At 37.4% G+C, this 16,551-nt stretch carries 6 protein-coding genes and 3 tRNA genes; 4 read left to right on the forward strand and 5 right to left on the reverse strand.

Annotated elements, in window-relative coordinates:
• The first annotated feature begins 51 nt into the window (after positions 1 to 51).
• On the forward strand, positions 52 to 1,005 hold the full coding sequence (locus DC53_RS19455; protein ID WP_033028323.1) for a dihydrodipicolinate synthase family protein: 954 nt from the start codon (positions 52 to 54) through the stop codon (positions 1,003 to 1,005).
• A 13-nt stretch (positions 1,006 to 1,018) separates the two neighbouring features.
• Here the strand turns inward: DC53_RS19455 and DC53_RS19450 are convergent, their stop codons facing one another.
• Positions 1,019 to 1,882, reverse strand: a complete 864-nt coding sequence (locus tag DC53_RS19450) for an alpha/beta fold hydrolase (RefSeq protein WP_033028324.1) — start codon at positions 1,880 to 1,882, stop codon at positions 1,019 to 1,021.
• Positions 1,883 to 2,393: 511 nt separating this feature from the next.
• Here DC53_RS19450 and DC53_RS19445 point away from each other — a divergent pair.
• From DC53_RS19445 to DC53_RS19435, 3 genes are all read left to right on the forward strand, one after another.
• On the forward strand, positions 2,394 to 5,357 hold the full coding sequence (locus DC53_RS19445) for a TonB-dependent receptor (protein WP_033028325.1): 2,964 nt from the start codon (positions 2,394 to 2,396) through the stop codon (positions 5,355 to 5,357).
• A 135-nt stretch (positions 5,358 to 5,492) separates the two neighbouring features.
• On the forward strand, positions 5,493 to 11,672 hold the full coding sequence (locus tag DC53_RS19440; RefSeq protein WP_033028326.1) for a pectinesterase family protein: 6,180 nt from the start codon (positions 5,493 to 5,495) through the stop codon (positions 11,670 to 11,672).
• 300 nt (positions 11,673 to 11,972) lie between these two features.
• A complete protein-coding gene (locus DC53_RS19435) occupies positions 11,973 to 14,654 on the forward strand; it encodes a CHASE domain-containing protein (RefSeq protein WP_033028327.1) in 2,682 nt (893 codons plus the stop codon).
• 140 nt (positions 14,655 to 14,794) lie between these two features.
• Here DC53_RS19435 and DC53_RS19430 read toward each other — a convergent pair.
• The 4 genes from DC53_RS19430 to DC53_RS19415 form a co-directional block, all read right to left on the reverse strand.
• A tRNA-Ser gene (locus tag DC53_RS19430) sits at positions 14,795 to 14,884 on the reverse strand.
• A gap of 262 nt (positions 14,885 to 15,146) precedes the next feature.
• Complete coding sequence (gene nadA, locus DC53_RS19425) at positions 15,147 to 16,187, reverse strand: quinolinate synthase NadA (protein ID WP_007379081.1); 1,041 nt, start codon at positions 16,185 to 16,187, stop codon at positions 15,147 to 15,149.
• 141 nt (positions 16,188 to 16,328) lie between these two features.
• Positions 16,329 to 16,404 (reverse strand) — tRNA-Lys (locus DC53_RS19420).
• A 63-nt stretch (positions 16,405 to 16,467) separates the two neighbouring features.
• A tRNA-Lys gene (locus tag DC53_RS19415) sits at positions 16,468 to 16,543 on the reverse strand.
• Positions 16,544 to 16,551 lie beyond the last annotated feature (8 nt).

Consider the following 16,551-nt stretch of genomic DNA (forward strand, 5'->3'; position numbering starts at 1 on the left):
ATCACTTAGCTCCTAATAATTTTAGGAGCTAATATTTAGTTGGATATCAATATGACTATAAAAAATGGAATATACCCAGTGATCCACACTCCCCTTTTAGAAGATGAGAGTATCGATTTTAAAGGGTTTGATAAATGTTTAGGTTATTACCTAGATACAGATATACACGGCTTAACAATTTTAGGTAGTGGTGGTGAACTCCCTTATTTTTCTGATCAAGAACAACTTAAAATTGTTCAGTACACTTACAATAAAGTGCAAAATAAAAAGCCACTTATCATAGGCGTAAACGCATACAGTAGCGCGCAAGCAATTGAAAAAATTACTGCTTATAAAGATTACTCGAGTTATATATTACTGTTATTAACTCCTTACTATAAATCAAGCTTTGAAAACTACTTAAAAGCGATTAAGAACATAGCGCAGCATTCAACTTCACCTATCCTTTTTTATTATTTCCCTCAGATTACAGGGCATTATTTTTCAAACCAACAATTAATAAAACTGCTAAGTATTAAAAATATTATAGGTATTAAAGATAGCTCATTACATCTAGCAACAGCGCGCACCGTTTTAAATAAATTGCCTGATACTCGTTACTTTAGCGGATTAACTTTGGTGTACGAACATATAGCTGCCCATGGTGCTGCGGGTGCAATTTGTCCTATAGCAACTATTTTACCCATGCAGGCTGCTGCATTTTTTGAAGATTTAAATCTAAATAACACTAAAGAGATAAATAAACATCGTACAGTATTAAAATCTGTATTACCGATTGCTAATAATTTGAATATTTCAGTAAGTGTGCAAAACTCACTGCTTAATATTTTAATTCGTAGTCCTAAACCACTAATAAAGTCAGTAACCAGCCCTCATGCAAATATTAAAGAAGCACTCAGCCTTTTGGGATTACCAATACACGCAACGGTAAGAAGCCCTTTAGCGCCTATCAGTTATGAATCAAAAGAAAAAATAGCTAAAATTTTAGCTTCTATAAAAATCTAAATTGTACTAATAGTTAATTTCTAAATGCCAAGTAAGCCTGCGTAATTGCATCTGGATTTTCTACTTGCGGATAATGCCCAAGCTCTACAAACTCTTGTACGCGCGCATTGGGGATCAGCTTTTTATAATGCTCAATCATGTGCTTACCAGAGATGGGATCTTCTGCGCCTGCTATAAACGTAAGTGGTATATTACTATTTATGATGGCACCAACCCAACGCTCTCTGTTTTGCTGCCTCTGCTTTATATAACTAATGAGTTTAGGCATAACGGCTAAACCATTTTTATGAATTAGCAACTCCCAAAGTGTGTCTACCACTTGTTTTGAAGGGGGTGTACTTTTACTAAAAATAGTCACTAAATTATTGGCAAATTTTTGTTTATTCATTAATTTTGGCACTAGCCAACCAAACTTAGATAATAATAATTTTTGTATAAATAAGGGTTTGTGCACTTCTGGAAACAGTCCACCATTTAAAAAGCAAACACTATTGATCGTTATGGCACTTTGATTATGTACTTGCCTTGCTAATAACTCTTGAGCCACTGTATCGCCATAGTCATGAGCTAAAATATGTATATCATTAATATTTAACGTTTTTAAAAATTGAGTATATAAGTCGGCTTGTTCAGTAATTTTATAGCCTGCATTTTTAGGTTTATCTGACAAACCAAAACCTAGCATATCGAGTGTAATTACAAAATAATGTTCACTAAGCGCTTGCCACATACCTTCCCAGTCCCAACTAGCACTTGGAAAGCCATGTATTAAAAGCAGCGCAGGTTTTGTTACATCGCCGGCTACTTTTGTAAATATTTGATGACCATTAATTTGGGTAAATGAACCCTGAGACTGCCACTGCTGTAGGGAAACCATGTATTAGCTTAATTTTTATTATTTATTTGTGTAGTTCTATCATAAGAGTGATATGAAGAGGTAATAAAATTGATATTTAGGAAAAATTTTAATCCGAAAAAATCAACAGCTCCTAAATAAATTTAAAAAGCGGCTAACTAAACAGTCAGTCGCTTTTTTTAACTATAAAAAGTTTATTAGCACAAAACCTTATACTCTTTTCGTATTTGTAATAAATTTTAAATAAGTAGATTAACGACCCAAGCTGATTTATTTTCTTTTTTGATTAGAACACATCTAAAAGTATGAACAAACCACTATTACAGCGCCTTAAATAACACACACTAAAACTTCAAATAATACTTTATAACTATATTCAACTACGTAGTCACAATCCAACTGCCCGAATATTAAACGATTGACATATTTATTAATGAAGTGTTAACGTCATAAAACACAAATGCCACCGGTGGCAGTGAGCATCTAAGTATCATTTTTGTTACACACAACGCTCTTATATAAAGGAAAAATCATGAAAAGCATGAGACTCAGCACAATAGCAGCTGCATTATTATTAGCCCTTCCCTCTTATGGGCAAAGCTCTTCAACCGCTGATGAGCTTAACAATAAAGAAAAGCCGATCTCTAGTACATTATCGAAACAAGACGGTAAACCTCAAACACCAGAAGATGATATTGAAATTATTAGTGTTACCGGTATTTACCAAGCTGATTTAAAAGCACGTGCACTTGAGCGAGACAGTAATGCATTTAGTTCAGTTATTGCAACTGATGACATGGGTAACTTTGTTGATCAAAATGTAGCAGAATCATTAAGAAGAATGCCAGGTGTAACACTGGAAAGAAGTGAAGGAGAAGGGAAATACGTAGCTGTTCGTGGTTTAGGACCTAAGTTTGTAGCAATAAATATGAACGGTGCTGAGTTATCTGGCGCAGGGGATGACCGAAAAGTAGGCTTAGACGGTATAACGAGTGATTCTCTTGGTTCCATTGAAGTTTTTAAAACACTGACTCCTGACATGAACCTAAATTCAATTGGTGGTGCTGTAAATGTTAAATCGATCTCTGCGTATGATCGAGGTGAGAATACCCTAAAAATAAAAATTCAAGACGCTTACAATGAGCTGCGCGAAAAACACTCTCCTAAATTTAGTATTGATGGGACTCAATTGTTTCTTGATGACACCATTGGTATTGGGTTTGCCTTATCTTACGAAGATCGTAAAACACAAGTGGATGAAAATAGGCATCACAGTACCCGTGATTTAAATTTTTTAAAAGGTGGAATAGGCCTAACTGCGGAAGACATTGAAAGCGCACCTGAAATTTTAGCTCCTGCGCAATTAGAAAACCGCCGTGAAATAGCAAATAGGGAAAGAACTACCGCAACGGTTAATATCGAATTTAAACCAACAGACTCTGGTTTCTACTATTTACGTGCCAATTACTCAAACTATACAGATGAAGATATAGCACTACGTGAATTCTATAATTTTTATAATGGCGACCAAGATGACGAAGTTATTTATGTAAATTCAGAAACTAAAGAATTTGCACTGTCTGACATTGACGTAATGAACCAATATTTTGTTCAAGAAGGCGAAAAAACCACTATTAATATGAGTATTGGGGGTGAAAATTACGTAGGTGATGACTGGAAAATAAATTATGAGTATGCATATTCAAAAACAGATGATGAGTCTGTAGGTGACCGTCGTGTGCAATTTCGTGAAAGGGAAAATATTGTCTACGGCAAAGCGTCTAAAAACAGTATTGTGGCACGTGTACTTACTCCCGCAGAAGCCGCTGAGTTAGGCGGGTTTGCATTAAGTGACGAAGGCGATGTATTCAACGGTGAAGCTGATGGAGATTTAAGCAATCTTTCCAACATGGAATACGATAACTTGTTTATGGAGGACAGCACTCGTACTGACGAAATTAGTAGCTTAAAATTAGATTTAACCAAACAGTTTGACTCGGAGTATATAAATTATATCAAGTTTGGTGGTACTTATAATGAACGCGAGCACTATAACAACAAAGATCGCTGGAGTTATAGCATTGATGATAGTGACTGCAATGGGGATGAAACTTGTATTACTGTTGCTAACTCTAATATAACTAACTATGACTACGCAATACCTAATAATAGTGATTTCTCTTATCCGTTTGTATCTCGCTCACAAATGGAATACATGGTTGATGCAACATCAATTACGCGCGAAAGTGCCACCGGTGGCGAAACGTCAATTGATAGTACTAAAGAAGATTATACATTAAACGAAGATACTTATGCCGCCTACGTAATGACTGAGCTACGTCTAGCGGATAACTTAAAAGTAATCACTGGGGTACGCTATGCGCACACTGAATTCTCATCCACTGGTTTTATGTCACTTGAGAATGATGATTGGAAGTTCGATGGTATAAACACACTCGATCTAGCTGTCCCCCTTCCCGAAAGTAGTATCACTTACAGTGAATATTTTCCGAGTATGCATATACGGTATGAGCCATCTGATACGGTATTAGTACGTTCATCACTTTGGACTAGTTATACCCGACCTTCGTTTAAACAAGCACGTGGTTATGCGAAATTTGATAATGACATTAGCTTGTGTGATCCAGCCACCAATGACTGTTTTAATTCGCAGGATGGCCAAAGCACACTTGATTTACAAAACTATGTTTTAGGCCCTGATAACGCATTACAAGTAGGTAATCCAAACTTAGTTGCAATGAGCTCAACTAACTTCGATGCATCAATTGGTTGGTATCCTTCAAAAGAACTCTTTATGGAACTTGCTGTTTTTTATAAGGATATTGATAATTTTATCGTTGATGTTTCAGGTATTCAAATGCGCTTGGATGAATTGCCTTTAACATTGCCCGTTAATCAAGTTTCTGAGTTTGCAATTTTACAAGACTTACAACTAAATCAAGTAGATATCACACTCAATGGTGACACTGCCAATGTTTATGGTATGGAATTGAGCTTTAATCAATTTTTTGAAAATGGTTTGTTTTGGCAAAGTAATATGACGGTAGTAAGCAGTGAAGCAACGCTAGACGATTCTATACGTGTAGATAAAATGCCACTACCTGGACAAGCAGATATTACTGCTAACATCTCTTTCGGTTGGGAAGATGACGATTTGTCACTTCGTTTAATCAGTAATTACCGTTCAAAAATCCTTGAAGAAGTTGGTGCTTGCCCTGCTTCTGCAAATATATCTGATCCCCACGAATGTAAAAAATGGGCGGATATATATCAAGACGCAATTACTACCGTAGATTTTAAACTCAAGTATGACTTTAGCAAAAACCTAAGCGCTTACTTTGATGCAATTAACATAACCGATCAATCTGATCTTCGCTATTTCGCAGGTAATGAGCTATCTGGTGGTGCTGTCCTGTATCAGCGTGAGAACTATGGACGAACCTTTCAACTTGGTATGAATTATAAATTCTACTAAATAATCTGAACTCTAAATAATAAATCTCTTAACCAGAGTACAGATTAAATACACAAAACTAAAAATTAGCACACTCTACGTGTGCATCACACACTGCCAACACAGAAGCTAAAAAGTTCATCCTTGGAGGGATGTATGAAAACAAAAATAAGTGTAATCACCACATTATTACTCAGTACAATATTAACGGGATGCCAGGAAGAAAGTTCAATTAACGTTAAAGAAGCACCCGCCCCTGCTATTCAAGGAACCTTTGTAGATAGCCCTGTTGCAGGCTTAAGTTACACAAGTTTATCAGTACCTGATGGTGTAACCGATGCCAACGGTCAATTTAACTATTTTCGCGGCGAAGCGATTACGTTTGCAATAGGAGATATTGCGTTTCCATCTATTGCGGCAAGTAATATCTTGTCACCTTTAAATTTATTTTCAACCGATACTGTATTTCATCCTGCTGTTGTAAACAGCTTACGATTATTTCAATCACTTGATAGTGATGGCGATGTGAGTAACGGTATTACCATTAGTGCCACAGCAGCCGATGCAGCAACGATCAACTTATCAGAAGGCCAAACAATTACCGATTATTTTAGTCGTAGTGAAGATGAATTTGCGGCAGATGTAAACGTTTGGCTAGCAAATGCAGGCACACCAACAACGGAACTCATTGATGCTGATCAGGCTATATTACATTTTGTTGATTTTGTGTATAAGCAATACAACAGTACACAGCCTAATGCATTTAACTTGTCACTATTTACCGGTGATGTATACAACCCTTTGGTAAAAGGCAGTACTGCCGGTATTGAAATACTTAATTTTAGCCCCGCTGATGATACTAACTCCACGGGCACATTTACTAGAACAGCTGATGGTGAAATTATTGGCAACGGCAATTATGAATTTATATTTGGTGATCGCGTACTCGCTTTTACAACTGCTGTTAATGGTGAGTCAAATACACAATACCTAATTTCACGTTCATTTAATACGGTTGATAGTGTGTATAGTTTGTGCCACCAATCTGATGACGCATCGCTTAGCGACATGATTGCAAAATGCGATAGTAACGACGATGCTAAAAATAACATTATCGTATTTAGTGAAGAGCAAGCTGCCATTGAGCTTGAAAACCTCAACAATTTAGCAGAACAGAACAGCAAAGCACTTATTGAAGATTTTAACACCACCACTGAAGACTTCTTTAAGTCTACCTATAAAAGCGTAAGTGATGAGATTGGCAGTGCTGCTCTTTACTTCAAAACCGGTGGTAGCTTAGAACTTGATGCTGAAAATGGCAATATAGTGCTTGAAGGCGACCGCTTTAGTATTGGTAACACACTGCCAGGCAAAGAAACAAGCCCAAGTGACACATTGGGTAAAGGTATTTATAACTTAAGTGAAGGCTTTACAATTAGCTTTGATGTTATTGCCCATAATGATGCGGGTACTCTGTCATTGTATGTTGACAATAATACGACTGGCCAAGACAACTCAGTACATGGCAAAGCATCTAAATTTTATTCAAAAGCTATTACAGCTGAAAATTTACCTCAAGGTCAACGCTTTACATATACCTATAAACCAGGTGAAGACGTAGTAACAGGCCCTGATCTGGACAGCGAAAGCGCGCAAGGCGTATTAAATGCAGAGATTAAAAACTCATTTTTACAGATTCGAACTGATAGCGCGGCATCAATTACGTTAGATAATTTAGAGTTAATTACGGTTGCCACAGATGTACCTGAAATTGAAGAGCCTACTGATCCAACCACACCACCAACAGGGGGAGACACGACAACGCCATTCCCATTTGTTACTGATTTTACAACGGTAACAGGTGATTTATTTTCAACTGATTTTTCCGCGATTACTGCAGCTGACGGCTCTATCGTCCCTATGTTTAAAAAGACAGGTGGATCTGTTTCTGTTATTGATACCGGTTTAGAAATTAATAGTGGCCGCTTTACAATGGGTAATACAACGCCAAATGTAGAGACGACCGAAACAGATCAAAGTACAACTGGTAGCTTTGATTTATCGCGCCCCTATCAAATTTTGATAGATATCGTGAGTGTGAGCGATCCTGATGGTGATAATAACTTCCAAATTTACGTGGATAACAATACCTCTAGCAGCTCAAAGTCAATTCATGGCTCTAGCTCAAAATTTTACAATGAATTAATTAACACCTTAGTACCTGACACTACGCTAGTTGTTGAAGGTAAAATTGCAACAGCAACTTCATTTTTACAGCTGCGTACTGAAAATGGCGGAACGGTTGTTATTAAAAATCTACGTATCGAATACTTAGACGATCCGAGCGTGTTTAAATGTAATAGCTCTCCTGAGCTGTATTTTTGTGATGACTTTTCAGCAGGCGATTTATCCAACTGGAAAATTATTGCAAAACCAGATAACACAGCGGGCGCCGTGGGTGAATTTGATATTTTAGATTTAAGTGGTAACAACGTTATGCGTTACACCGCCGGTGGTGTTGGTGGTGAACTCATTTTAGCCACTGAAGACGCATTACAAAATGTGCCAGATACCGGTAACTACTTTTTTGAAGCTGATATTCGACCACGTCAAAACAGTACAACAGCGAGCAAACAGCTCTACTTAATGGCTCGTTATGAAAGTGAAGGCAACTGGCTTGCTGGTGGCTTAAATGTACAAAACTCAACAAGTAGCACACAAGTAGAAGTGGCTGTGACTGTTGACGGTTCTATTTCTCGACCTGTACAAGCTAAGTCTCCTATCTTATTAGGTGAAAAAGGCGGTACAACTGATGGCGTTTGGTATACCACCCGCTTTGAAATGATAGACTCAGAACTTACTGCATATCTGAATGGTGAAAAAATGGGCACAATTAGCGACAGCACGTATAGCGCTCGTGGCCTAATTGGTTTGTTTACTAACAACCGCTCATTTGAACTTGATAACGTTAAAGTCGGCGATCCAAGTATTAAGCCAATTCAATTAACCCTTGATTATAAAGATCCTGCATGGGATGCCAGTACAACCACTGATCCGTTCATAATTAATGTGACAGCAATTAAAAACGATGGTGTTACAACCGATACCTTCAGCGTTACATCGAGTAATAAAGACGTAGTGTCTGCTGATGTCTCAGGCGATGTAGTTACGTTAAGCCCGCTCAGTGCTGGTGAAGCAACAATTAAGTTTGTATCAGGTTCTGATGAAACAATAATCAGAACGATTGAAGTAAATGTTGTCGAAGGCTTTGTGATGCCAAGCACCGATTATGGTGACCTAAGCGGTAAGCTAATGCCTGAAAAATCAGCAGATAATCAATTTGTTGATACGTTAATTTCAATTGATTTTGATACTACCGGTGTAACACCAACCTTAGGTAGTCTTGGCGAAGTTAGGATTTATAAACAAAGTGATGACACTTTAGTTGATACCCTAAAAGTAGGTAAAAACATCGATGTAATTGGTTACCCTGGGCAAGATCGCATACGTGCTGTAAATTACTTCCCTATTAGCTTAGAGGACAATACATTAATCATTAAGCCTCGCAACAGTGTGCTTGAGTACGGCCAAACTTATCGTGTAGTTATCGGTGACGACGTTGTTACTGGTGCTAAATTAAATGACATGGATTTCGCTGGACTTGGCAATAACAGTCAGTGGACATTTACAACCAAAGTAAATATCCCAGCAGGAAATGAGCTACTCGTTGACGATAATGACGTTGCTGACTTTAGAACCGTGCAAGGCGCACTTAATTTTGCAATGCAGCATCTTGATAAAGATGAGCAAACAACGGTTTCAATAAAAGACGGGACTTACAATGAGCTGCTATTTCTGCGCAATAAAAATAATATAACGCTACAAGGTGAAAGCCAAAACAACACTATTATTCAGTACGAAAACTACGAAACACTTAATAGCGGTTCAGGTGGTAGCGCGGCACTTGGCGGTGGTACTCCAAACGGTGGCCGTAGTGTATTTTTGGTTGAAGGCACAGATATGCTGGTTATTAACAATCTAACGTTAAAAAACACGCACATTCGTAGTAACAGCGTATCAAATCAAGCTGAAACTATTTATTTCAATAGCCAATATCGTTTGGTTGCCAACAACGCAAACTTTATTAGTGAGCAAGATACCCTACTACTAAAAGGCTATACTTGGTTTTACAACACGCTAGTTGCCGGTAACGTAGACTTCATATGGGGATACCCAGTTACTTCGTTATTTGAAGATAGCGAAATACGTACCCTAGGTGATTCTAAAAATGGTGATCCAACCCAAGACACCAAAGGTGGCTACGTTTTACAAGCGCGTGTACCGGTAGAAACTGATCCTGGCTTTATTTTCTTAAACAATGAGTTTACCAATGGTCCTGGCCCTATTGGTAATGGCGTACTAGACAATTCAACATATCTTGCTCGCAGTAGTGGTAGCTCTTCATACTTTGATAATGTAACCCTTATCAATAACAAGTTTGATACCCACATTGCAACTGTTGGCTGGGCTATTCAAGGTGTTGAAAATCAACCAGCTCCAAATCCAGAAGCACCTTCAGCAACAAGCGGCTGGCGTGAATACGGCAGCATGGATATGCAAGGTAACGCACTAGATTTAAGCACCCGTAATGGTGGTTATATTTTACAAACAAGTGAAGTAGCTCAACTGCTTGAACGTGATAGTATTTTTGCAAGTTATGGCGATGGCGCAGGGTGGACCCCAACCCCTTTACCAGTGCCAGTGTTACCTGACGAACCTGTAAAAGTAATACCTGTTAACGTGAATTTAGGATTTGCTGGTTATAACTTTGATGTGACCGGTGGTACTAATGGCACTGTGGTAACTGTAGATAATGGCTCATCATTAAAAGCAGCATTAAGTGAAGCAAAAGCAACCAGTACACCTATTATCATTTATGTTGATGGTGTTATTACTGATGCGAACAGTGGCGGTGATGGCTTATCAATTCAGATAAAAGATATGGATAATGTGTCTATTGTGGGCGTAGCAGATCGTGGTCATTTGGATGGTATTGGCATCGAAATTCGCAGAGCGAATAATATCATAATTCAAAATTTAAAAATTAATCAAGTGCTTACCGGTGGTAAGGATGGTATTTCAATTGAAGGTGATGAAAACGGAAGTACCTCTAATATCTGGATTGACCACAATGAGTTATATTCATCGCTAGACTCAGATCAAGATTTTTATGATGGCCTAATTGATTCTAAATCTGGCGCGCAAAACATCACAATTTCTTATAACTACTTACACGATAGCTGGAAAACCTCATTACACGGTCATAGTGATGATGACACCAGTACCAACAAAAATCGCTTTATTACTTTTCACCATAACCGATTTGAAAATATTGTATCGCGAGTACCCTTATTTAGATTCGGTCGCGGCCATGTATTTAATAACTACTACAACAACATTACCTCTAGTGCCATAAATTCACGTATGGGGGCGGAGCTTCAAATAGAAGGTAACTACTTTGAAAACACCAAAAACCCAGTGATCTCGTTTTATTCAGATACTATTGGCTATTGGAATACATCGGGTAACTACCTCAGTGATACCGTTACCTGGGGTGAAGTACCAGACGGTGACGTAGCGGGTGAAGTAACCGAAAATGGAATTACACCAACAAGTAGCTACCAAGTACCTTATGAGTACACACTAACCCCTGTTATGGCTATTAAAGATCATGTTATTGCGCATGCAGGTATTGGTAAAATAGATCAAAGTGATTTAGATATCCCAACGATTGAAGAGCCTACAGAGCCGCCGATTCAAGAGCCGTTAGGGCTACCATTTACTGAAAATTTTTCTGCAAACAACGCTGATGAATTTTTCAGTAATCGTTACCGTGACTTATCAGGCCTTGCAGGGAGCAACACCCCCCTATTTCACCGTGTTACAGGCAGTGTTCAGGTAAGTAACGGAAAACTAACCATGACCGGTACACGTATTAGTATTGCAAATACAACACCGACCATTAACACCACGGGTGACGATACGCAAACAAGCGGATTATTAGACCTATCAAATAACTACCAAGTAACGTTCAAGGTGGATGCTGTAAGCGGTAATACAGCTAAAAGCTTTCAGATATACGTAGACAACAATACCTCAGGAAGTGCTAATTCAATACATAACGGTAGTTCTAAGTTTTACTCTATAAAGCTGGAAGAGCTAGTACTGGGGCAAACCTATACTGTTGATGGTTTTGTTGCCACACCAACCTCTTTTATAACTATCCGTACAGAGAGTGAGGCAACTATTACGATAGATGAATTAACAATTCAGTAACCTTCCCAAGTAAAAAGCCCTTTATGTTGATTCTATGGGGCTTTCATTTTTATATCTTTAATATAAAACTACATTTTTAGTTATTTCTTATTACACATAAGTCCAGCTCAAATAACACAATAAGTAACAACTTAAGATTAACACATTACCTCGAATTTAAGTCGATACAACTCTATAAGGTATTGTCCATTATATAAATAACAAAAAAAGCCTAAGTTGTAACATTCAAAATAAGTGCTATATTTAGTCCGAGCATAAGATACTAAACGCTTATATAAGTACATATAAAAGGACGAATGAATGCTTGCAAAAAGCAGGATTAATAATGGGCTTTTACTACAAGTAATCATCCAAATTATTATCCTCATTATAGGTGCTACTTTCACTTATTCTCAGCATATTCAATATCAACGCGAACGTAATGCTGTTATTTCAACGGCTCTAAACAACCGACTTTCCTCATTATCCACAGGTATCATCAATAGGGTTAATTTATATCAATATGGGCTATTCGGCTTAAAAGGATTTATACACGGTATTGGCATTGATAATTTAAATTATCAAGCGATGCAAAACTACTCAAATAGCCGAAATTATGCTTTAGAATTCCCTGGTGCAGATGGTATAGGTTTTATTAAAAGAGTATCACCAGCGCATTTAGCTCAATTTTTAGAACACGCTAAAAACGAGCGGCCCGATAATACCTTTAGTTTAAAGTCACTCAAAGACGACAACGATGAGCATTTTATTATTCAGTATATTTTTCCTGAAAAAAATAATTCAAAAGCACTTGGTCTTGATATTGGCTCTGAGAACATACGCCGACAAGCAGCACTCAACTCAGCAATAAACAATAGCACCCAATTATCGGCGCCAATTACCTTAGTACAGGCTGACAAAAAACCACAGCAAGGTTTTTTGATTTTACTCCCTGTATATCAAAAAAATATCGTGCCAAAAAATACACAACATCGCCTAGACAAATTGGTAGGTTGGGTTTATGCCCCTTTATTAATTAACAATATTTTAGAGTCACTTTCTCAAGTAGACGAAAATAGTTTAAGCATCAGTGATTTAAATAACAGTACTGAATTTACCTTTTTTAATTACGGTAATAAGAATAATAACACCGCGTTTCAAACTTCTAATACTATCAATATTATGGGACGAAGCTGGAAAGTAACACTGTATGGTTCTCACTCTTTTATCGCCAACCTCCATTTAGCTAATAAATATCAAGCACTCGTTGATGGAGTCTTTTTAACCGTCTTCTCAATGTTTTTTATATTCGCTCTACAGCTATTTTTTTATCGCAGGGCACAAAGAATAAAACTCAAAGTAGAAGCCGCTAAAAAGCACGAACAAATACTTGAACAAGCAAATTCAAAACTAGAAATTGAAGTAAAGTTACGCACCCAACAAATAGCCGATATAAGTACTTTACAACGCAGTATTTTAGACAGTGCAAGTTACTCTATTATTGCTACAGACAAAGACGGCCTAATTACTGAATTTAATCCTGCTGCAGAGAAACTACTTGGCTACAAAGCCAGCGAAATTATTGGTATTAAAAACCCGAGTATTTTTCATGTAGAAGATGAAGTAGTTAAAAAAGCGCAGCAATTAACAAAAGAATTAAACAAACCTGTTAAACCTGGCTTTGAAGTATTTGTCGTTAAAGCAACCCCCACCGAACCTGATATAAACCAATGGACATACATAGATTCTAACGGTAAGCATATCCAAATTAATTTAAGCATTACCTCATTGCTTAATAATAGAGGTCAAGTAGTTGGTTTTTTAGGTATCGCATTTGATTTAACACAGCAAATAAAACATGAAGAAGCACTTGCACAAGCAAAAGAATTAGCAGAGCAAAGCTCTAAGGCTAAATCAGAGTTTTTAGCAAATATGAGTCACGAAATTCGTACTCCAATGAATGGTATTTTAGGTACTTTGCAACTACTACAAGAGCAGCCACATAATGAAAAATCACAAGAATATTTAAAAAAATCATTATACTCAACAAGAGCATTAACAACCATCATCAACGATATTCTCGACTTTTCTAAAATCGAAGCCGGTAAATTATCATTAGAAAGCATGCACTTTGAACTGAATGAGTTGATAAACCATTTAGAGTCGGATCTCGCACTTTTTGCTAATGAGAAAGGCATTTACTTACGTTTCATATCTAATATTGATCACAACTATTGGATAGGTGATCCGGTTAGGCTGAGACAGATTTTCATTAACTTAATCTCTAATGCCATTAAATTCACCCACGAAGGTGGTGTAACCGTTGAGTTTAAGTTAACTGACGATAATAAAATATACGGCATTGTTTCAGATACAGGCATTGGTATATCACAAAATGCAATTGATCGATTATTTGAACGCTTTGAGCAAGCAGAAACGTCTACTACCAGAGAATATGGTGGAACAGGGCTTGGCTTACCAATAACAAAATCGTTAATTAGCCTCATGAAAGGTGAAATTAAAGTGACCAGCACATTAAACTCTGGAAGCCAATTTTGTGTTTATTTACCACTGAAGAAAGCAAATATAAAAGCAATAGATCTAAATACAAAGTATTTAGAATTTCCTGATTTATCAAACAAAACAATTTTAATCGCAGAAGACAACAAAATTAATCAACTGGTTGCAACTGCAATGTTAGAGCCGACTAAAGCCAATATTGTAATAGCTAATAATGGGCTTGAAGCAATTGCATTATATGAATCGTTGTTACCTGACATTATTCTTATGGATATTCAGATGCCGAAAATGGATGGTTTTGAGGCCTGTAAAAAAATAAAAAAAATAAATAGTAAACAAGTCATTATAGCCCTAACGGCCAATGTTTTTACTGAACAAAAAGAACTGTATAAACAACTTTTTGATGGCTATATTTCTAAGCCTATTGAAAAACAAGAATTAATAAAAGCACTACATATGAATAATACAGAGGAAAACATTTGATATGCCTCAACAAATCAAGTTTAAGTAGATTGAATTAACAACATACTCCAAATTACTTTGTCGCGCCTAACCAATAGTTGAGCAAAGTTTACTTTACATTAAAAAGCCCAGTTAAATTAATAACTGGGCCTTAAGAATAATGGTGGAGGGAGAGGGATTCGAACCCTCGTTAGGGATAAACCTAAACACACTTTCCAGGCGTGCGCCTTCAGCCACTCAGCCATCCCTCCACAGTGTTGCAATTGTATAATGCAACGGAACGCTATAGTATGAAATAGGCCCACAAGGTGCAAGGCATTTTTAAATATGAACCTTCAAGTGCTTACTTATCAAGCAATAACTTACGTTTAAGTAAAAAAAAACGGCTAAATTCAAGATTTAACCGTTTTTAATTTAAACTTTAAAATGACTTAACCTGAACTCTGATTAAGAGATTTACTACGTATTGAATATGATGATATTTAAATTTATTTTCTCTAGCCAGAGTTTAGGTTACTTAGCCATACTCGCGGTAAATTCAAGCATGCGATTAAGTGACTTAAGTGCGCCTTCGCGTAAATCCATATCAACAAATACTTCTTTGCCTTTAGGGTCAATTAGGGCTTCCTCAATCGCTTTTAAGCCATTCATTGCCATCCAAGGGCAATGAGCGCAACTTTTACATGAAGCGCCCTCACCTGCCGTTGGAGCCGCGAAAAACTCTTTATCTGGGCATAGTTGCTGCATTTTATAAAAAATACCGCGATCGGTTGCAACAATAAATTTATTGTTGGGCATTGTTTGCGCAGCTTTTATGAGTTGGCTCGTTGATCCTACAGCATCGGCAAGTGCAACAATCTCTGCTGGCGATTCTGGATGAACTAATACGCCTGCATCTGGGTGTAGCGCCTTCATATCTTTTAAAGCTTTAGTTTTAAATTCGTCATGTACAATACATGCACCATTCCACATAAGCATATCAGCACCGGTATTTTTTTGAATATAACTACCAAGGTGCTTATCTGGTCCCCAAATGATTTTTTCGCCTTGCTCATCTAGGTGCTCTACAATTTCAAGTGCACACGATGACGTTACAATCCAATCGGCACGCGCTTTGACCGCAGTAGAGGTATTTGCATATACAACAACTTTACGATCTGGGTGCTCATCACAAAACGCAGAGAAATCGTCTATCGGGCAACCAATATCTAACGAACATGTTGCTTCAAGCGTTGGCATAACAACCGTTTTATTGGGTGTTAATATTTTAGCTGTTTCGCCCATAAATTTTACGCCCGCGACGATAATCATATCTGCATCGTGACGTGCGCCAAAACGTGCCATTTCTAGCGAATCGGCAACGCAGCCGCCGGTTTCTTCAGCAAGTGCTTGAATTTCAGGATCGGTATAATAATGGGCAACAAGTACTGCATTTTTATCTTTTAGTAATTGCTTTATACGCGCTTTATATTCGCCTTGCTCGTCTTGTGTTAACGGTGCTGGCTTAGGGGGAAAGATATAACCTTCAGGCATAATAGTTTGAGCTAGACTCATGTTCTCGACCACTTATCTACAGTGCATTAATTAGGGCGAATTATACGAGAATATCAAAGCAAATAACAGCAAACTAGCGAGGCTGTTTATAAAAAATAAAGTGGGAATTTAAAAAAGAATATAAAGGAAAGTATTAGAGAGTGGTGGGTCATGATGGATTTGAACCATCGACCAATTGATTAAAAGTCAACTGCTCTACCAACTGAGCTAATGACCCGCTCTAATATAAATTTGCTTTGTAAAAAGCTGCGTAAATCCGCCGATTAAAACTTTCATAGAATGGTGGGTTATGATGGATTTGAACCATCGACCAATTGATTAAAAGTCAACTGCTCTACCAACTGAGCTAATAACCCGCTCTATG

The organism is Pseudoalteromonas fuliginea (genome assembly GCF_000690055.1).
GTDB lineage: Bacteria > Pseudomonadota > Gammaproteobacteria > Enterobacterales > Alteromonadaceae > Pseudoalteromonas > Pseudoalteromonas fuliginea.

What these genes read in the sequence shown, in the direction of transcription:
- nadA (WP_007379081.1), bottom strand. Translation starts at nt 16,187, where the DNA reads ATGAGTCTAGCTCAAACTATTATGCCTGAAGGTTATATCTTTCCCCCT.
- DC53_RS19445 (WP_033028325.1), top strand. Translation starts at nt 2,394, where the DNA reads ATGAAAAGCATGAGACTCAGCACAATAGCAGCTGCATTATTATTAGCC.
- DC53_RS19440 (WP_033028326.1), top strand. Translation starts at nt 5,493, where the DNA reads ATGAAAACAAAAATAAGTGTAATCACCACATTATTACTCAGTACAATA.
- DC53_RS19455 (WP_033028323.1), top strand. Translation starts at nt 52, where the DNA reads ATGACTATAAAAAATGGAATATACCCAGTGATCCACACTCCCCTTTTA.
- DC53_RS19450 (WP_033028324.1), bottom strand. Translation starts at nt 1,882, where the DNA reads ATGGTTTCCCTACAGCAGTGGCAGTCTCAGGGTTCATTTACCCAAATT.
- DC53_RS19435 (WP_033028327.1), top strand. Translation starts at nt 11,973, where the DNA reads ATGCTTGCAAAAAGCAGGATTAATAATGGGCTTTTACTACAAGTAATC.